The following is an 18,439-nucleotide window of genomic DNA, read 5'->3' as shown; positions in this document are numbered from 1 at the left end:
GAGAGCATGGCCACATGCCCGGGGAACCCCTGCTGACCACCGCCGAGGTGGCGCACCGCCTGCGTATCAAGCCGGAGACGGTCTACGCGTACGTCAGCCGAGGTTTGCTTGACCGGGTCAAGGTTCCGGGTGAGCGGGTCAGTCGGTTCCGGCTGGCCGACGTGGAGCGGTTGGCCGCCCGTACGCAGGCGACCCGGCCGGAACGCGACGCCGCCCCGGCGATGCGGACCGCCACCACCCTGATCGCCTACGGGCGGCTGCACTACCGGGGGCTGGACGCCGCCGCCCTCGCACCGGTCACCTCGTTCGAGGAGGTCGCGCAGTGGCTGTGGACGGGTGAGCGGCGGCACGCCGCCTTCACCGCGTCCCCGGAGACCCTGGAGCGGGCGCGGCGGGCCAGCGAGCACCTGCCCGCCCAGGCCCGGGTCTTCGACCGGCTGCCGGTCATCGTCGCCGTCGCCGCCGCGATGGACCCGCTCCGGTTCGACCTGGCGCCGGCCACCGTTACCGCGCTCGCGCCCGGGCTGCTGTCCACCATGGTCGACGCCCTGCCCCAGGTCGGCGAGGCGCCACCGGACGACGGGCTGGCGACCCGCCTGTGGTCCCGGTTGACCGGCACGCCGGCGTACCCGGACGGCGTCCGGGCGCTCAACGCCGCACTCGTCCTGCTCGCCGACCACGACCTGGCCGCCTCGACCATCGCGGTCCGGGTGGCGGCGTCGACCCGAGCGCACCCCTACGCGGCGGTGCTCGCCGGTCTCGGCGCGCTGGACGGGCCGATGCACGGCGCGATCGGCGCCAGCGTCCACCGGTTCATCGAGGCCGCGCTGCGCGACGGGGTGCCGGCCGCGATCGCCGAATGGCTACGGACCGGCGGCCTGCCCGGCTTCGGGCATCCGCGCTATCCCGACGGCGACCCGCGCGGGGCGGCCCTGCTCGACCTCGTCACGGCGCTGCCCATCGAGGGCGCCCTGCGGCGCACCGTCGACGATCTGGTCGCGACGGCGGCGCGGCGGGGCGCTCTGCCCAACGTCGACTTCGCCGTGGCCACGCTGGCGCACGCGACCGGCATGGGCCCGGGCGCCGCGGAGGTGATCTTCGCGGTGGCCCGGACGGCGGGCTGGATCGCGCACGTCGTCGAGGAGTACGCCCAGCCGAGCAACCGGTTCCGGTGGAGCAGTGGCTACACCGGGCCGCCCCCCGCGGCGGGGTGAAACGCGGATGGCGGCACCCGGCTCCCGAGTTGCGGGCGCGGGCGCCTCGCGCCTGTCCCCGCCGGACAGGGGCAGGGTGGCCGCCCGGTCGGGGACGGCCATCCTGCGCCAATTCCAATCCAGCGGTTCCGGTCGCGGGGCGACCCGGTCGGTCGTTCAGGCGGTCCTGCGAAGACCGGCGAACTGCAGGCCGGTGAAACCAGTGACCACGACCGCCTGTGCGATCACCAGTGCGGTGCCGAGGCCGGTCAACGGGAACCAACCGGCGATGAGCAGCTCGGCGCTCGCGACCACCCAGGCGATGTTGACGGCCATCACGACGCCCACGGCGGCCCTGCTGACCCTCGGCCGCGAGGCGAGGAAGAACAGGGCGGCGGCGAAGGCGACCAGGAACGCGCCGACCGGGTAGAGCAAGGCGGCGGGCAGGCCGAACAGCTCGCCGAAGATCGCCGCCGCGAGGACGTAGAGGACGCCGTTGGCGCCCGAGCCGGTCGCGTCCTGCTTGAGGGCGAAGCGGAGCAACTTGGCGTCGGCCGCGGTCGTCACGGTGCTCGCGATGGTGGCCATTGCGGAGTTCCCTTCGTAGTGCTGACGTCGTGTGACCTCGACGCTATGAAGGTCCGGCCCCGGGCCGAATCCGTCATCGTGACGGTAGGTTCCTGACGTGCTGCACGGACGAGCTGGCGAACAGGCGGAGATCGAACGGCTCCTTGCGGCAGCCCGGACCGGCCAGAGCGGGACCCTGGTCATTCGCGGCCCAGCGGGGATCGGGAAGTCCGCGCTCCTCAACCACGCCGCCGGGTCGGCAGCGGGCATGCGGGTGTTGCGCGGCGTCGGCATCGAGTCCGAGGCCACGCTGCCCTTCGCCGCACTCCACCACCTGCTGCGCGCCGGGCTCGACCGGATCCCCGCACTGCCCGACGTGCAGGCCAGCGCACTCAAGGGTGCCCTCGGGTTGGGCGACACCGCCCCGGAAAGCCGGTTCCTGGTCGGGCTGGCCACGCTGAGCCTGCTCTCCGAGCTCGCGGGGGACGGCGTGTTGCTCTGCCTCATCGATGACGCACAGTGGCTCGACCGGGCGTCGATGGACGCGCTGGTGTTCGCCGCCCGCCGCCTCGAGGTCGAAGGCATCGTCATGATCTTCGCCGCCCGCGCGGGTTTCCAGGCCGCAGGGCTGCCCGAGCTTCGGCTCGGCGGTCTGGACAGCGCGGCCGCCGCCGCCCTGCTCCCCGCCGATCTTCCCCCGCAGGTGCGAGACCGTCTCATCGAGGAGTCGGACGGCAACCCCCTGGCGCTCATCGAACTGCCCGCCGCGCTCAGCGCCGAACAGCGGGCGGGACGCCTGTCGCCGGTGGGTGCGATGCCGGTCGCCGATCGTGTCCAAGAGGCTTTCCAGGCACAGATCGCCGAGCTTCCCGAGTCCGCACGGACCGCGCTGCTGATCGCGGCGGCCGACGGCTCCGGCGAGCTCGGAACGCTGGTGGGTGCGGGTGCCTCGCTCCACGGCCTGGAGGCGGCCGAGCGAAGCCGACTGATCGAGGTCAGGGGAACGACCATCGGTTTCCGTCATCCCCTGATCAGGGCCGCCGCCTACCAGAGCGCGCCGGTCACCCGGCGGCTTGCCGTGCATCGAGCGCTCGCCGGCGCGCTCACCGGTTCGACGCTGATCGACGCGGCCGACCGGCGGGCGTGGCACCTGGCCGCCGCCGCGCTCGGTCCCGACGAGGACGTCGCACGGGAGTTGGAGGAAGCGGCGGAGCGGGCACGCACCCGCGGCGGCCACGCGGCGGTGGCGGCCGCCTACGAGCGAGCCGCCGAGCTCAGCGCCGATCCGGTACGACGGTCCAGCCGATTGGCCAACGCCGCGTTGGCCGCGAGTGACGCCGGGCTGATGGGGCGCGCCGCCGCGCTCGCGGACAGCGCCACGCCCGACGCCAACGACCCCGACCTGCTCACCGCGTTGATCCAGGTACGCGCCCATCGCGAATTCGAGTTGGGCACGCCGCTCGCGGCGGGCCGGATCATCATGGACGGCGTTCCACGCGTGGCGGCCAACTCCGCCGAGCAGGCCACCTGGCTGCTGGTGGAGGCCATCCGCTGCGCCTGGTTCGCCGGTGACGTCCGGTTGGCGGAGGAAGCCGCCGTGAGCCTCCGCGAGCTCCCGGCGGTCAGCTCGCCGCTGGTCAGCGGGGCGCTCGGGCTGACCCGCCTGTTGACCGGTGACACCGGCGGTGGGATCACGCTCATGAGCGAGGCGGTCGAGATGTCAGCGGTCACCGGGCTGGGGGTGCCGGGACGAACCTTCACCGCCATGCTCTGCTTCCCGCTGGGCCGTGCCGCCCGCGGCGAGGAGATCGCCGAAGGCATCGTGGCGGACTGCCGGAAGAGCGGGATGATCGGCTGGCTCGCCTTCGCGCTCGAGAATCAGGGGCTCGCGCACGGGTGGCTCTGCCGGTACGGCGAGGCCAGGGCTGCCCTGGACGCGGGGCTGCGGCTGGCGACAGACCTGGGCCACGAGCACCGGATCGCCCACCTCACGTGCTCGCTCGCCTGGGTGCTCGCGCACCAGGGGGCCGCGCAGGAGTGCCGCGCGAAGGCCGAGGAAGGGGTGGCCCGAGCCGGCAACCAAGGGCTGGTGCTGGCGGCGGCCATCGGACGCTGGGCGCTTGGACTGCTCGAGCTCGGCCTGGGCCGTGCGGAGGCCGCCCTCCAGCAGCTGGCCGCCATCCCACCGACCGGCATCGCCACCATCTCCGCCGCGGACCAGGTCGAGGCGGCCATCCGCAGCGGCAGGCCGGAGCGGGCCACGGAGCCGCTCGCCCGCTACCTGGACTGGGCGCGGCACGTCCGTCAACCATCGTCGGACGCCGTCGCCCTGCGCTGCCGCGCTCTCGTCGAAGGGGACGAAGCGCACTTCGCCCACGCCCTACGCCGTCACGATGACGCTCAGCCGTACGAGAAGGCGAGGACGCAGCTCGCCTATGGCGAGTGGCTGCGGCGGGCACGGCGGCGGGCGGACGCCCGGGAGCAGCTGCGCGCCGCACTGGAGACCTTCGACCGGCTCGGCTCGGAACTGTGGGCCGAACGCGCCCGCGTGGAGCTGCGCGCGACGGGGGACGTGCCGGCGGCGCCGCGCCGGGCCGGCGACCCACTCAGCGTGCTCACCCCCCAGGAACGCCAGGTCGTGCGGCTGGCCGCCGACGGCGCCTCCAATCGCGACATCGCCGCCCAGCTCTTTCTCAGCCCGCGGACCGTCGGCTACCACCTCTACAAGGCGTTTCCCAAGCTGGGCGTCAGCTCCCGGGCCCAGCTGGCCGATATCGCCCGGCCCTCGTCGGCGCCGGACTGATGCTCCCGGCGGCCCTTGACGTGGTGGCACCACGCCCTGGCATCCGCCGGCCCGCCGGTAGCCGACGTCCCGGGGCGCCGGGTGCCGAGGCGGACGGACCGGCGGGCCTCGCCGTCCGACGGGAATGCGAACCCCCGACGCACGACGAGGCCCGGGTCGGCCGCTCCGCCTGCGGGGCTACCTCCTGGGCAGTGGGAAGCGGGCCAGGTCCATGCCGAGCATGCCCCAGGTCGCCTTGCCGTCCGGGGTGAAGTTGAACGCCGGGTTGTTGTACCAGCCGCGCGGCACGTTGTCGTAGAGCGTGGTCACCTCGCCGCCCGGCACGGTCGGCAGCTCACAGATGTCGTTGGTCCAGTGCACCCAGGAGAACACCCGCCCGTCGACGCCGTTGAACTGGCCGTACCCGCCGAGGTCACCCTCCATCACGATGGTGCGGGTGGTCAGGTCGTAGGCGAACCAGGCCCCGCGCGGGCGGCGGCCCATCGCGTAGAGCAGGTTGCCGACCACGTGCAAGCTCTCGTACGACTGCCAGTCCGGCTTGATCTCCTCGCGCCAGAGCAACTTGCGGGTGACGATGTCGACGGCCGCCACCTGCGCGGTCCTGCGGATCGGCCCGCTGGTGCCCTCGCCGTAGGTGTCACCGGCGAGGTACGCCGTGGTGCCCTGCACCACCACGTCCATCACGCTCTGCTCGGGCAGGAACTCCCGGTGCGAGTCGACGGTGTTGTCGGACAGGTCGATGAAGGTCAGCGCCCCGGTGTGCTTGGTGGTCTGCGGACTGGACGCGACGATCAGCTGGTTGCGCGGTCGGTCGACGTGGATCCGCTTGGTGCGCAGCTGCTCGTTGCCGAGCAGCCCCAGCACGGTGACGGCGAAGCTGTCCGGGTCGATCGCCACGATCTGGGTGCTCGGGTAGAGGCCCGCGTAGACGGTGCCGGCCTTCCCCTCGGCCATCGCCTTGACCTCGCCGTTGACGTCGAACCGCTGGCTGGTGCCGGCCTCCGGGCGGTGCACGGTCATCGCGTAGTGGCCACCCACCCAGACGGTGTTGCGGGTGTGCCGCAGCATCGACTGGATGGTCTCCGGGTAGCCGAAGCCGCGGGTGGCGGTCTGCCACACGGTGGCCGCGCCGTTCGGCGTCGCCCGCCACACGTGTCCGAGGCCGCTCACGCCGAGCAGGGCGCCGCCGGGCAGCGGGGCGAGGAGCTGGTTCTCCACGTCGGCGAGCGGCTTGCCGACCCGGACCAGAGCGTCTGCGGTCACCTCGTACAGGTTCGTGGTGAGCCGGGTCAGCGCGTACACCTTGCCGTCGCCACCGACGGTCAGCTGGTCGATGTAGCGGTCCTCGGCCGGGATGTCCCGGGAGACCCGGCCGGAGCCGTCGCGGCGGAACGAGATCAGCTGCCGGCCGCTGGCCACGTAGATGACCCCGTCGTTGACCACCAGGTCGAGGATGCCGACCGGGGAGGCGCTGAGGTGCGCGGTCAGGTCGGTCGGGGCGCCGCCGGCCTTCGGCCAGACCAGCAGACTGCCGGGCGCGGCCGAGCCGCCGTAGACGTACTCGTCGTCGACCGCCACGGCCGCCGCGTACTGCGAGGTCGAGATGCGCCCGTACGTCTCGACGGTCGCGTCGGCCAGCCGGACCCGCTTGACCGTGCAGTCGGGGTACGTGCCGAGGTAGAGGTGCTCGCCGTGCACGACCATGTCGTAGTACCAGGTGGTGCTGCCACCGGCTCGCGCCCAGGCCACCAGCTCCTTGGTCTGCGGGTCGAACCGGTGGACGTACGCGCTGCCGGCCGGGCCGATGTAGACGTACCGGCCGTCGGCGGCGAGCTTCTGCCCACCGTTGCTCGGGATGGCCAGGTCGTCGATGCTGCGCATCTCGCCGGTGTTGACGTCGAACTCGCCCAGCCGCATCTTCCCCTCCGGCGTGTTGAACCGGGAGGTGACGAAGACGCTGTCGCCGATGACGGCGGCGCCGCGGACGGCGGCGGTCAACGACGCCGGACCGAAACTGGTCGGGGTGAGCGGCTCGTCGTCCTGCGCGAACGCCGGCGTGGCGAGGGATCCGTGGCCCACCGCCAGGGCAGCGCCGGTGAGGCAGCTACCAGCGAGGAGTGATCGACGGCTGAGGGGCATCGTGGTCTCCGTTCATCCGCGTCATTACGGCCCGGACCTTAATGATTGCCGAAGTGGACCGTCAAGGGTCGGTCCCGGCCCCGGCGCCGGTGGCGACCCGATCCGCGGCGACCGCCGCCACCGGCAGTTGCCAGCGGGCCGGTTCCCGTATTACGGTCCAGCCCCAATGCGGGAACTGGGAGGGGTCATGCGGCACCCTGACACGGCGCGCCGGGCGACGGCATGATCGTCACGGTCACGCTGAACCCCGCGCTCGACATCACCCACACCGTCGCGTCGCTGGTGCCGCACAGCAGCCACCGGGTCACCGACGTCGCCGCCCAGGCCGGCGGCAAGGGCGTCAACGTCGCCCGCGTCCTGCACGCGCTGGGGCTACCCACCGTCGCCGTGGCGTTCCGCGGCGGCCTCACCGGCGCCGCCGTCGCCGCCGACCTCGACCGCCACGGCATCGCCCACCGGCTGGTCGACACCGCCGGAGAGAGCCGGCGCACGTTCACCGTCGTCGACCTCGGCAGCGGCGACGCCACCGTCTTCAACGAGGCCGGCCCGGCGGTGTCCGGCGCGGAGTGGCAGGCGCTCCGCGAGCAGGTGCACCGACTGCTCACCGGCGCGTCCGTGCTGGTCCTCTCCGGCAGCCTGCCGCCCGGGCTGCCCGACACGGCGTACGCCCAACTGGCCGGCGCCGCCGCGCGGGCCGGCGTGCCGGTGATCCTGGACGCGGCCGGACCGCCGCTGCGCGCCGGCGTCGCGGCCGGCCCAGACGTGATCAAGCCCAACGCCTCCGAACTGGCGGAGGCGACCGGCCTGCCCGACCCGCTCGCCGCCGCCGAGGCGCTGCGTGCGGCGGGGGCGCGGGCGGTGGTGGCCTCGCTGGGCCCGGCGGGCCTGCTCGCCGTCACCCCCGACGGCACCTTCCGTGCCGAACCGCCGGCGCCGCTGGCCGGCAACCCGACCGGCGCCGGCGACTCGGTCGTCGCCGCGATCGCGGCCGGCATCCACACCGGAACGTCGTGGCCGCACCGGCTGGCGGACGCGGTGGCGCTCTCCACCGCCACGGTGAAGGCGCCCCGCGCCGGCCAGTTCGACGCCGACACCTACCACCGGCTCGCCCCCCGGCCGGCCGGATCCCGCACGCCGACGCCCCACCCCAGCTGACGGAGTTCGCCATGCCCCTGTCCGCCACCGCCGACCTCGTCGCGCGGGCCGCCCGCGCCGGCCACGCGGCCTGCGCCTTCAACGTCATCACCCTCGAACACGCCGAGGCCGTGGTGGACGCGGCGGAGCGGGTCGGCGCCCCGGCCATCCTGCAGATCAGCGAGAACGCGGTGAAGTACCACGGCGGCCGGGTGCTGCCGATCGCCCGGGCGGCCGCCGAGGTGGCCCGGACCGCCGCCGTCGACGTCGCGCTGCACCTGGACCACGTGCGCGACGAGGGACTGTTGCGCCAGGCCGCCGACGCCGGGGTGAGTTCGGTGATGTACGACGCGGCGGGGCTGCCCTACGCGGCCAACGTCGAGGCGACCCGGCGGGCCGCCGACTGGGCCCACGAACGCGGGCTCTGGATCGAGGCCGAGCTGGGCTGGATCGGCGGCAAGGACGGCGAGGCGCCGTTGGACGCCCACGCGCCCGGCGCCCGCACCGACCCCGGTCAGGCGGCGGCGTACGTGGCGGCGACCCGGGTGGACGCGCTCGCCGTGGCGGTCGGCAGCCGGCACGCCATGACCACCCGCACCGCGACCCTCGACCACGCGCTGATCGCCAAGCTCCGCGGCGCGGTCGACGTGCCGCTGGTGCTGCACGGCTCGTCGGGCGTCTCCGACGCCGACCTCGCCCAGGCGGCGGCCGGCGGCATCGTGAAGATCAACATCGGCACCGCGCTGAACGTCGCGTTCACCACGGCCGTCCGGGCCCGCCTCGCCGACGATCCCCGCGGCGCCGACCCGCGGGCGTACCTGTCGCTGGGCCGGACCGCGATGGCGGAGACCGTCGAGCACTTCCTCCGGCTGCTCGCCGCGCCCAACAGCTGAGCCGCCGACCCGCGGCCCGGCGGCTCAGCCGCGGGAGCGCGGCAGGCAGCATTTCTTGTACTTGCTGCCCGAGCCGCACCAGCAGGCGTCGTTGCGCTCCGGCGGCCAGGGGATCCGCGCCGCCGGACGGGCCGCCAGCTCGCGCGCGTAACCGGCCCGGATCTCCGGGTCGGCCGGGTCCCCGTCGTGCCGGCCGGCGTAGCCGACCAGCCCGTCCACCGACCCGGCGAGCACGTGCAACCCGGTACGGCCGGCCCCGGTCAGCCGCACCAGCTGCTTCTCCAGCCGGGCCCGGTGCGCGTCCCAGTCCGGCCCGTACGCCTCGGTCAGCGCCGACTGCTCGGTGAGGAGTCGGTCGAACTCGGCCCGGGGCCAGAAGAGCAGGTCGGGCTCGGCGGCCTGCCGCTCCTGGGCCCGGCGGACCAGCCGGGCCTCCAGCCGGTCGGCGAGGTCGTCGTTGCGGTCGTGCGGCAGGTTGAGGTCCCGGCGCACCCGGTGCCGCTGTTGCAGCAGGAAGAACAGCACGCCGGGCGCCTCCGGCGGGCCGACCTCCAGCGCCGCCTCGGCGGCGGCCGCGGTCGAGGCGGCCGGTTCGGCCGCGGTGGCGCGCTCGCCGAGCAGGGTGTCGACCGCCGCGCTCAGCCACTCCTCGGCCACCGCGGTGCGGCCGCCGGCGTCCAACGCCGCGCTGACGTACGCGGGGGCGTCCGGCTGTTCGGTCAGCAGCGGGCGCAGCGCGGTGAGTTCGGCCATCGCCTCGTCCTCGCGACCGCCGGCGCGGAACAGGATCCGGGCCCGCAGCGCCCGGGCGATGCCGGCCCGCGGGTCGTCCCGGGACGGGTACGCGGCCACCGCCCGATCGGCGTACCGGAGTGCGGCATCCAGCCGCGCCCGGATCTCGGCGATCTCGGCGGCCAGGGCCAGCGCGTCCCCGGCGTCCGCCGGATCCGCCAGCCGGCCCTGCTCCACCGCCTCGGCGAGCTCGGCGGCGACGCCGAGCGGATTGGCCGTCCCGAGCGCCGAGCGGCGCAGTTCGGCGAGGTCGGCGCTGGTGATCACGTCTGTCGTCGGCACGATCTCACGGTACGTCGGAGATCCACCCGAGCACTCCCGGATCACCTGTTACGCCGATCTCACGCCACCGGGCCGCCGCCCGGCGGGAGCAACCGGCTAGTCCAGCGTGCCGGCGATCCGCAATGCCTCGGCCTGGGTGACCTCGCCCTCCAGCCGGTAGGTCACACCGGCCTCCTCCCAGATCAGCGTCGAGGCGGCGAGCCGGGCGGTCTCCACCCGGATCGTGCCGGTGCGGTCCACGTACGCGAGGGTGTGCGGGCCGCCGACCCAGACCGCGAGGTCCCCGTCGAGCTGGACCAGCTCGGTGCCCGGCCCGCTGGCCTGCTTGTGGAAGACCGGGTCGAGCCGGCCGTCGAAGGCGTCGAGGCGCAGCGCGCCCCCGCGGTAGAGCAGGGTGGCGACCCGGTGCCCGCCGGTGCCGTCCGGGTCGGCGACCAGCACCTGCTCGGGCGGGCCGAGCGCGGTCGGTACCCGGATCGGGAAGCGCACCGCCCGCTGCGCCTCGGTCAGGGCGGCGGGCCGCTGCGACGGCATCGGCGACGGGGTGCCGGTGGGCAGGGCCGGCTCGGACGAGGTGTCGACGGTGATCCCGGCGAAGCGGAGCAGCCCGGCGACGGCGTCGGCGACGGCGGCCCGCCCGGGTGGCAGCAGCGCGACGAGCAGCGCGACGAGCACCGCGGCGAGGTGCAGCCGCCAGCGGCGCCAGCGGATCCGCCGGGGCGCGGGTGGCGCGGCGAGCCGGGCGCGTACCCGGGCGGTGACGTCGGGCGGCTCGGGCGTCCGCAGCGAGGTGGACAGCGCCCGCAGCTCCCGTTCCAGGTCATCCACCGCGGACCTCCGCACCGTCGAGCAGGGCGCGGAGCTTCACCAGCGCCCGGGAGGTGCGCGACTTGACCGTGCCCCGGGGCCAGCCCAGCATGGTCACGGTCTCCTCCTCGTTGAGGTCGAGGAAGAACCGGCAGACGATCACCTCGCGGTCCTTCTCCGGCAGCCGGCGCAGGGCGTCGACCAGCGCGGCGCGGCGCTCCGCGGCCAGCACCGCGCCGACCGCGACATCCTCGGCGACCTCCGGCTGTCGGTTCGCCGCGGCCCGCAGCACGAGCCCGTCCCGCCGCCCCCGCGACCGGTGCAGGTTGCGGGTCTCGTTCGCCACGATGGCCAGCAGCCAGGAGCGGAACGACGACTCCCCGCGATAGCGGGAGAGCTTGCGGTATCCCTTCACGAACGCCTCCTGGATGACGTCCTCCGCGTCCGAGCCCGCGCCGAGCAGCACCGCCGTCCGGTGCGCGGACGCGGTGTGCCGGGCGACCAGGAGCTCGTACGACTCCAGGTCACCGGCCCGGGCGCGGGTGACGAGCTCTTCGTCGTCCAGGGGAACCTCCGGGGGGACTGACCTCATGACACCGGGTACGCCGTCCCGGTTCCATCCGCCGATCGGAGCGCTCGGCCGCCGGGCGGAACCTCGACGGACGCGGCGGTGTCACCCAGACATGATGGCCACGACGACGCTCTCGCGGCGTACCCTGCTGACCGTGCTCGCCGGCACCGGCGCTTCTGCGCTGGTCGGCTGCGATCCCACCGGTGGCCCGGCCACGGCACCCGCCGCCGCGATCCCCGACCCGCTGCTCGTCGAACTCGCCGACGGCCTCGGCGTGCTGCGCGGCGCGGAGCGGCGGACCCTCCCGCACGCCGTCGCCACCGCGGAAGGGCGGACGGTCTACGCGGCCGCACCCCAGGGCGCCGACACCGCCTTCTGGCGGGCGGACACCGTCACCGGCCGCACGTCGCCCCGGGTCGTCCTGCCGGGACGGTGGGTGCCGCAGGCCGTCGCCGCCCACGGTACGGCGGTGGCCCTCACCTCGGAGCTCGTGCGGGTCACCGCCGGGCGGCCGGCCGGCCGGGACGTCACGCCGGTGCTGATCGCCGACGCCAGCGGGGTCCGGCAGCGGCTCGACCTGCGCGGCAACGTCGTGCCCGAGGCGTTCACCGGCGACCTCACCGGACTGTTCGTCCTGGAATGGCTGCCGGCGGCGGCGCCGGACCGCTACCGGGTGCGGGTGGTCGACCTCGCCACCGGCACGCCCGGCCCGCTCTCCACCCGGGCCAAGGCGCCGGTCCCACCGGGCGCCGAGGAGGAGATGCGCGGCGACGGACGCCAGGCCGTGCTCGCCCCGGACCGCCGGACGCTCTACACGCTCTACACCCACCAGCCCGGCCATCGGCACACCCGTGACCTGGTCAGCGGGCGGCCGGGCAACGCGCACGCGTTCGTCCACACGCTGAACCTCGTCGAGCGGTGGGCGTACTGCGTCGACCTGCCGCACCCGTTCGGGGAGGGGCCGGCGAGCGGCCACGCCATGGCGATCACGCCGGACGGGCGCCGACTCTACGTGACCGACGTGGCCTCGGGCGGCGTCGCGGAGATCTCCACCGAGGAGTTGACGGTACGCCGGACGGCGACCCTGGCCACGGCCACCGGCGCGGCCCACGTCGCCGCGGACGGAAACCGCCTCTTCCTCGGCGCCGGTACGACCGTACGCACGGTGGACCTCGCCGACCTCGGCCAGGCCGCGCAGTGGCCGGTCCGCGAGCCGGTCGCCGGCCTGGTGCTGAGCCCCGGCGGCAACCGCCTCCATGTCGGCCAGACCCGTGCCGTGAGCTGGTACGACCCGGCCACCGGCCGGGAACTCGGCCGCGCCGCCGTGCCCGGCCTGGTGGCGCTGCACAGCCTGGCCGGCGGCTGACGCTCCGGCTACCGGGCGTGCGCGAGGTAGACCACGTCCGGCTCGCCGCGCGGCACCTCGACGCGATGGGTGTCCACCGGGCCGACGTGCTCGGCCAGCCGGCGCGCGTACCCGGGGGAGTGGGCGGCGCTCCAGACCGCCAGTACGCCGCCGGGGCGCAGCCGGGACCGGAGCAGGGCCGCCCCGTCGACGCCGTAGAGGTCGGCGTTGCCGTCGAAGACCGTCCAGTCCGGACCGTTGTCGACGTCCAGGCAGATCGCGTCGAAGCGCTGGTCGGTCCCGCGCAGCCAGGTCACGATGTCGGCGGTCACCACCCGTACCCGGGGGTCGTCGAGGGCGTGCTCGCTGAACCGGGACAGGTGGCTGCGGTGCCAGGCGACCAGCGCCGGCTCGATCTCCACCACGGTGATCTCCGTGGCGCGTTCCGAGCGGGCCGCCTCCGCCAGCGAGAAGCCCACCCCGAGTCCGCCGATGAGCAGCCGCGCGTTCCCCGACACCGCCGCCAGCGCCGCCTGGATGAGCAGCCGCTCGGAACGCCCGGCGCGGGTGTCCATCAGGAACACCCCGTTGCTGATCACCTCGTAGTGCCCCGCCTCGGCTCGCAGGACCAGTTCACCGCGTTCGGTGACCCGGCGTTCGACTGTGACGGCCGCGCTCTCCACCCCGCCAACCTATGTCAGGGCACCCGCGCCGGTCCGCCGCATTTCCGCGGACCGGCCGTCGGCGCGGCCCGGGTCAGCCCAGCTTGGGCACGGCGCGGGCGATGATCGCGGCGAAGTCGACCCCGCTGGGCAGCGTGCCGAACGCCTGGCCGTGGTCGCCGCCGAGCCGGGAGGCGCAGAAGGCGTCGGCGACGGCGGGGTGGCCGTACCGCACCAGCAGCGAGCCCTGCAGCACCAGCGCGAGCCGCTCGACCACGCGGCGGGCCCGCAGTTCCAGATCACCGGCGTCGGACAGGTCGGCCCGCACCTGGCGTACCGCGGCGTCGAGCCGCGCGTCGGCGCCGGCGGCGGCGCCCACCTCGGCCTGGAACGCCGCCATGACCTGGGGTTCCCGGCCGAGAGCGCGCAGCACGTCCAGCGCGGCGACGTTGCCGGAACCCTCCCAGATCGAGTTCAGCGGGGACTCCCGGAACAGCCGCGGCATGCCGGACTCCTCGACGTAGCCGTTGCCGCCCAGGCATTCGAGGGCCTCCGCGGCGTGCGCCGGCCAGCGCTTGCACACCCAGTACTTGCCGACGGCGAGGGCGAGCCGCTTGAACGCGGTCTCGCCGGCGTCGCCGCGCGCGGACCGGTCGGTCGCGCCGGCGAGCCGCATCATCAGCACGGTGGCGGCCTCGGACTCGACCGCGAGGTCGGCCAGCACGTTGCGCATCAGCGGCTGGTCGGCCAGGTACCGGCCGAACGCCTGCCGGTGGGTGGCGTGGTGGGCGGCGGTGAGCACGCCCTGGCGCATCCCGGCCGCCGCGCCGATGACGCAGTCCAGCCGGGTCAGGTTGACCATGTCGATGATGGTGCGGACGCCGCGCCCCTCGTCGCCGACCCGCCAGGCGACGGCGTGCTCGTACTCGATCTCGGCGGAGGCGTTGGAGCGGTTGCCGAGCTTGTCCTTCAGGCGCATCAGCCGCATCGGGTTGCGGGTGCCGTCCGGCAGGACCCGCGGGACCAGGAAGCAGGTGAGCCCGCCCGGCGCCTGGGCGAGGGTGAGGAAGACGTCGCACATCGGCGCCGAGGTGAACCACTTGTGCCCGAGCAGCCGGTAGCTGCCGTCCGGCTCGGGGCGGGCGGTGGTGGTGTTGGCGCGGACGTCCGAACCGCCCTGCTTCTCCGTCATGGACATGCCGGCCAGCAGGCCCCGCTTGCCGAGCGGCGCACGCAGGCCGAAGTCGTACGTGGTGGCGGTGAGCAGCGGCTCGTACCGCGCGGCCAGCCCCGGCTCGTGGCGCAGCGCCGGCACCGCCGCGTAGGTCATCGAGATCGGGCAGCCGTGCCCGGCGTCGGGCCGCCAGGTGTAGAACTTGGCGGCCCGGGCCACGTGCGCGCCCGGCCGGTCGTCCGCCCACGGCGCGGCGTGCAGCCCGTGCGTGACGGCGGTACGCATCAGCTCGTGCCAGGCCGGGTGGAACTCCACCTCGTCGATCCGGTGGCCGTAGCGGTCGTGGGTGCGCAGCACCGGCGGGTGGTCGTTGGCCAGCCGCCCGTGCTCGATCGCCGCCTCGGTGCCGCCGAGGCGGCCGAGCTCGTGCAGTTCGGCGGCGGCCCAGCCGGCGCCCTCCCGCTCGAGCCCGTCGAGCAGGGCCGGATCGTCCGCGGCGTCGTAGCCGACCAGCGGGGGAACCTGGTTGCTGACCTCGTGCGTCGTCACGGCGATACTCCCAGCGCGCGGTGGATGAAGGTGATCAGGCCGGGGATGGTGCCCGGGCCGGCGACCCCGGCGGCGAGCGGGCCGACCATCGCCTCGGCCAGGGCGCCGACCAGCGCGGTGGCGGTCAGCTCCGGCTCCTGCGGGGGCAGTTCGCCGCCGGCCACGCCGGCCGCGACGTAGCCGGCGATCAGGTCGGCGTACGCCCGGCGGAAGACCAGCCGCTCGGCGTCGACGGCCGGGTCGACCGGCTCGGCGAGCAGCGCGTACGCCAACCGCGGGGACTTCAGTGCGCGGCCGGCGAACGTCTCGACCACGGCCGACACCTGCGCGGCGGCGGTGCGCTCCAGCGCCGCGGCGCGCGCGACGGCGTCCACCTCGCGCTGCGAGGCGGTGCGGAACACCTCGGCGAACAGCTCGGCCTTGGTGGGGAAGTGGCGGTAGACCGTGCCGGTGGCCACGCCCGCCCGCTCGGCGACGGCGGCCACCGAGCAGCCGGCGTATCCCGCCCCGGCCATGATCTCCAGCGCGGCGGCGATGATCCGCTCCCGCGAGTCGTTCAGGCGAGCCTGCACCCGCTCGGTGCTCCGGTAGACCACCCAAGGATTGAACCACCGTTCACTCCTTGCCGGCTAGGGTCGCGCAGCGCCGGGCGACGCCGGCGACGGTGGTGCCGGCCCTCGGCGCCGCGCTGGTCTGAACCGGTGGGCGTGGCGGCGGCCGGTGGTGCGACCGCCGCGACGCCCGGGGTGCTACGGCAGGGTCAGCACGTAGGTCCGGATATCCGACCTTCCGGTCCGGTCGACGTCGATGCCGGTCCCGACCAGCGCCCTGCTGCCGTCCGTCGACACCTTCGCGGGGCCGCTGAGATAGTCGTACCCGCGGATGGGAGTCGAGGTATCGGTCCCGGTCCGGTACACGTACATCGTCTCGCCGTAACTGTCGCTCCAGAGTCCGGACAGCGCATCCGAGGTGGAGGTGAACAGGATCGTCGAACCGTCGCCGGAGATGGTCGCGTTGTCGCCGTCGGCCTGGACGCCGCCGGCCGCGGTGATCCGGGACGTGGTGCCCGTCGTGCGATCGCGGATGAACACGTCCGAGGCGCCGTTGGTGTCCGCCGGGACGAGGTTGTCGGCCCAGCTGGAGAAGGCGACCGTCCGGCCGTCATCCGTGATCGACAGGGACGAGATCGAGAAGCCGAGATCCGGGTCGGGGTTGGCCTGGCCGCCGCTCGACGTCACGTTCTCCCGGGTGGTGGTGTTCGTGGCGAGATCACGGACGAACAGGTCGTCGACGCCGTTCGTGTCCATCGGCACGAGATTCGCGGCGAACGAGGTGAAGGCGACGTGGTCGCCGCCGCCGGAGATGATGCCGTAGGTGCTGCGCCCGTCGCCCTCGGCGCCCGCCGTGGTGACGCTGGCCCGGGTCAGTTGGCCGGTGGTCACGTCGGCCACGAACACGTCCGCCTCGCCGTTCGTGTCGTCCTCGACGAGGGTGGACGCGGATGACGTGAAGGCGATCCGGGTGCCGCTGTTCGACATGGTCACCCCGTAGCTGTCGCCGTCCGACTGGACACCGCCGGGGCCGACGCTCAGTCGAGTGGTGGTGTTCGCCACCGTGTCGCGGACGAACACGTCGGTCATCTCGTTCGTGTCGTCTGGAACGAGGTTGGTGGCGCTCGACACGAAGGCCACGTACCGGCCGTCGTTGGACACCTCCGCCTCCCAGGTAGGCCCGTCGGCCTGTTCTCCGCCGACACCCACGCTCACTCGGGTGACCACGCCGTTCGAGGCGACTCGGAAGGCGTCGGGCTGGTCGTTGGTGTCGCCGGCGACCAGGTTGGACGCCCAACTGGAGGTGGCGAAGTACGCGCCGTTGCTGGACATCGTGAGCAGAACCTGGTCGTTGGCGTCGGGGATCGGCCGGGTCAGTGTCAGCGGGGGCGCGGGCAGGGCGAAGTAGCCGCTCACGTCGAGCAGCGTGTGCGTGGTGCCGCTGCTGTTGTAGACGCCGAGCAGCCCGGCGTGCAGCTGCGTCATGACCATGTTGGGCACGATGTCGCCCTTGACGAAGTTGAGGTCCGATGCGAGGGGCACCGAGTCGACAACCTTGCCGAACCCGGGCGGGAACGCCGTGAGGTATCCGGATGTTGTCGGGCTGACCGCGGTGAGGTTCCCGACGACCGCCACGGGAACCGTGTCCCCCGCGCCGGTCGGCACGCCCGCTCGGGCGGCGATGGTCTGGACGCCGGCGTCGCGCGGGCCGAGAGCGCCGCCGAGGTCGCCCGACGGGATGCGGGTGTCGACCACCCGAACCGGGTTCATGCTGACGTAGTAGGCCCCGCCGGCGCCCGGCGGAGCGCTGGCGCCGCTGAACCAGCCCACCACGTCGACGATGATCGGCGTGGTGCCGGTCGCGTTGTAAAGGGCGATGCGGCCGTCCGTGCCCAGGGCGACGATCGTGCGGTTCGCCCGTACGTCCCGCTGGGTAAAGTTGATCGTCGAGGTCCCCGGCCGGGACTGGCCGCTCGGGTAGACCGTCACGAATCCGGCGGTGGTCGGAGCGGCGACGGTGATGTTCAGCGCCACCGCGCCGACGTTCGTCGGCGGCACTCCGCCGCGCCCGGTGACCTGGAGCGTCCTGGTCGTGTTCGAACCGGGGGTGGTGAATCCCTGACCGGTGCGCGAGTCCGCGAGCCGGGCCGGTGTGAGGGGGTGGAACAACCCGGCGTGCCCCGAGGCGGTGTCCGGCGTGGAGAAGTAGCCGGTGACGTCAGCCAGCAGATGCGTCCGCGCCGACGTGAACAGGCGCACGGAGCCGCCCGTACCGAGCCCGACGACCACCTGATTGGCAACAGTCTGTCCAGCCCTGTAGTTGAGGTTGGACGCCGTGGGTCGAGCCGCACCCGTCGGGTAGACGGTCACGTATCCCGCACTCGCGGGTCCGGTCACCGTTACGTTCAGCACGACCGAGGAGACCCCGGATGCCGGAATGCCACCGCGGCCTGCGACGCCAAGCGTGACCTGCCCATTTGCGACGACGATTCCCTTCGGTGCGCCGAGGCCCGATCGGGTGTCGAGAAGGCGGGCCGGCGAGACGCCAGTGAAGCTGCCCCCCGGGGCCGCCGCCAAGGCAGTCCCTTCGCCCGCCCGAGCGTTCGCCGGTGCGCTCAAGGCGACCGCGGTCGCTGCCGTAACTGTCGCGATCAGCACAACCAACAAGATGCGACTTCGCATGCGTCCTCCTGTCACCGGCGGCGTCGCGCCACCGGTCCGCGAGTGGTCTGGCTTCACCGCCGCCGTCGGCATGGTGGCGACAGTAAGTGCCGGCTTTCGCTCAACGCACCGGTAGATCAGGCCTGCTAACCAGCCAGTCGGTCGGTTAGCGTCAGCAGATGGACACTCTCCGTAGTCTGCGTGGCGTCCATATCTGGCGACCGTGCCGGTGGGAGTGACCAGGGGTTGTCACGCTTCCCCGAAGGGCGGGGTGGGCCGTGTCGGTTCCGCGCGTGGTTCAGCCCGCGGTACGCCG

At 74.0% G+C, this 18,439-nt stretch carries 14 protein-coding genes; 5 read left to right on the top strand and 9 right to left on the bottom strand.

Annotated elements, in window-relative coordinates; translation table 11 throughout:
• Positions 1 to 14: 14 nt before the first annotated feature.
• Positions 15 to 1,214: a citrate synthase gene (locus GA0070609_RS13245; protein WP_088994095.1), complete on the top strand. Its 1,200-nt coding sequence runs from the start codon at positions 15 to 17 to the stop codon at positions 1,212 to 1,214.
• Between the two features lie 156 nt (positions 1,215 to 1,370).
• Here the strand turns inward: GA0070609_RS13245 and GA0070609_RS13240 are convergent, their stop codons facing one another.
• Entirely contained in the window at positions 1,371 to 1,781 is a 411-nt protein-coding gene (locus GA0070609_RS13240; RefSeq protein ID WP_088994094.1) for a hypothetical protein, read from the bottom strand.
• Between the two features lie 97 nt (positions 1,782 to 1,878).
• Between GA0070609_RS13240 and GA0070609_RS13235 the strand changes: the two genes are divergently transcribed.
• Positions 1,879 to 4,563, top strand: a complete 2,685-nt coding sequence (locus GA0070609_RS13235) for a helix-turn-helix transcriptional regulator (protein WP_088994093.1) — start codon at positions 1,879 to 1,881, stop codon at positions 4,561 to 4,563.
• A gap of 177 nt (positions 4,564 to 4,740) precedes the next feature.
• Here the strand turns inward: GA0070609_RS13235 and GA0070609_RS13230 are convergent, their stop codons facing one another.
• Entirely contained in the window at positions 4,741 to 6,702 is a 1,962-nt protein-coding gene (locus GA0070609_RS13230) for a YncE family protein (RefSeq protein ID WP_157748132.1), read from the bottom strand.
• A gap of 222 nt (positions 6,703 to 6,924) precedes the next feature.
• Between GA0070609_RS13230 and GA0070609_RS13225 the strand changes: the two genes are divergently transcribed.
• Together GA0070609_RS13225 and GA0070609_RS13220 are read left to right on the top strand one after the other, a co-directional pair.
• Positions 6,925 to 7,857, top strand: a complete 933-nt coding sequence (locus GA0070609_RS13225) for a 1-phosphofructokinase family hexose kinase (protein ID WP_088994091.1) — start codon at positions 6,925 to 6,927, stop codon at positions 7,855 to 7,857.
• An 11-nt stretch (positions 7,858 to 7,868) separates the two neighbouring features.
• Complete coding sequence (locus GA0070609_RS13220) at positions 7,869 to 8,729, top strand: class II fructose-bisphosphate aldolase (protein ID WP_088994090.1); 861 nt, start codon at positions 7,869 to 7,871, stop codon at positions 8,727 to 8,729.
• A gap of 24 nt (positions 8,730 to 8,753) precedes the next feature.
• On the opposite strand, the gene GA0070609_RS13215 is transcribed toward GA0070609_RS13220, so the two are convergent.
• The 3 genes from GA0070609_RS13215 to GA0070609_RS13205 all read right to left on the bottom strand — a co-directional run bounded on the left by GA0070609_RS13215 (position 8,754) and on the right by GA0070609_RS13205 (position 11,202).
• The gene (locus GA0070609_RS13215) at positions 8,754 to 9,803 is read right to left on the bottom strand and encodes an SEC-C metal-binding domain-containing protein (RefSeq protein WP_231928704.1); all 1,050 of its coding nucleotides are present in this window, start codon (positions 9,801 to 9,803) and stop codon (positions 8,754 to 8,756) included.
• 96 nt (positions 9,804 to 9,899) lie between these two features.
• The gene (locus GA0070609_RS13210) at positions 9,900 to 10,631 is read right to left on the bottom strand and encodes a hypothetical protein (protein ID WP_088994088.1); all 732 of its coding nucleotides are present in this window, start codon (positions 10,629 to 10,631) and stop codon (positions 9,900 to 9,902) included.
• Positions 10,624 to 11,202: an RNA polymerase sigma factor gene (locus tag GA0070609_RS13205; protein ID WP_157748131.1), complete on the bottom strand. Its 579-nt coding sequence runs from the start codon at positions 11,200 to 11,202 to the stop codon at positions 10,624 to 10,626. Before GA0070609_RS13205 ends, GA0070609_RS13210 begins: the two co-directional genes overlap by 8 nt.
• Before the next feature lie 94 nt (positions 11,203 to 11,296).
• Here GA0070609_RS13205 and GA0070609_RS34260 point away from each other — a divergent pair, with 94 nt between their 5' ends.
• On the top strand, positions 11,297 to 12,547 hold the full coding sequence (locus tag GA0070609_RS34260) for a YncE family protein (RefSeq protein ID WP_231928697.1): 1,251 nt from the start codon (positions 11,297 to 11,299) through the stop codon (positions 12,545 to 12,547).
• A gap of 8 nt (positions 12,548 to 12,555) precedes the next feature.
• On the opposite strand, the gene GA0070609_RS34255 is transcribed toward GA0070609_RS34260, so the two are convergent.
• The 4 genes from GA0070609_RS34255 to GA0070609_RS13180 form a co-directional block, all read right to left on the bottom strand.
• Positions 12,556 to 13,209, bottom strand: a complete 654-nt coding sequence (locus GA0070609_RS34255; RefSeq protein ID WP_231928696.1) for a spermine/spermidine synthase domain-containing protein — start codon at positions 13,207 to 13,209, stop codon at positions 12,556 to 12,558.
• Between the two features lie 73 nt (positions 13,210 to 13,282).
• Positions 13,283 to 14,911 (bottom strand): acyl-CoA dehydrogenase family protein, encoded by a 1,629-nt coding sequence (locus GA0070609_RS13190; protein WP_088994086.1) that lies wholly within the window; start codon positions 14,909 to 14,911, stop codon positions 13,283 to 13,285.
• Complete coding sequence (locus GA0070609_RS13185) at positions 14,908 to 15,507, bottom strand: TetR/AcrR family transcriptional regulator (RefSeq protein WP_088994085.1); 600 nt, start codon at positions 15,505 to 15,507, stop codon at positions 14,908 to 14,910. The genes GA0070609_RS13190 and GA0070609_RS13185 overlap by 4 nt, the downstream gene beginning before the upstream one ends.
• A gap of 153 nt (positions 15,508 to 15,660) precedes the next feature.
• Positions 15,661 to 18,144 (bottom strand): TolB-like translocation protein, encoded by a 2,484-nt coding sequence (locus GA0070609_RS13180; protein ID WP_157748130.1) that lies wholly within the window; start codon positions 18,142 to 18,144, stop codon positions 15,661 to 15,663.
• Positions 18,145 to 18,439: the final 295 nt, after the last annotated feature.

It is taken from the genome of Micromonospora echinaurantiaca, assembly GCF_900090235.1.
Taxonomy (GTDB): Bacteria; Actinomycetota; Actinomycetes; order Mycobacteriales; family Micromonosporaceae; genus Micromonospora; species Micromonospora echinaurantiaca.
The sequence above is the reverse complement of the archived record's forward strand: the minus strand, read 5'-3'. Positions and strand labels throughout refer to the sequence as shown.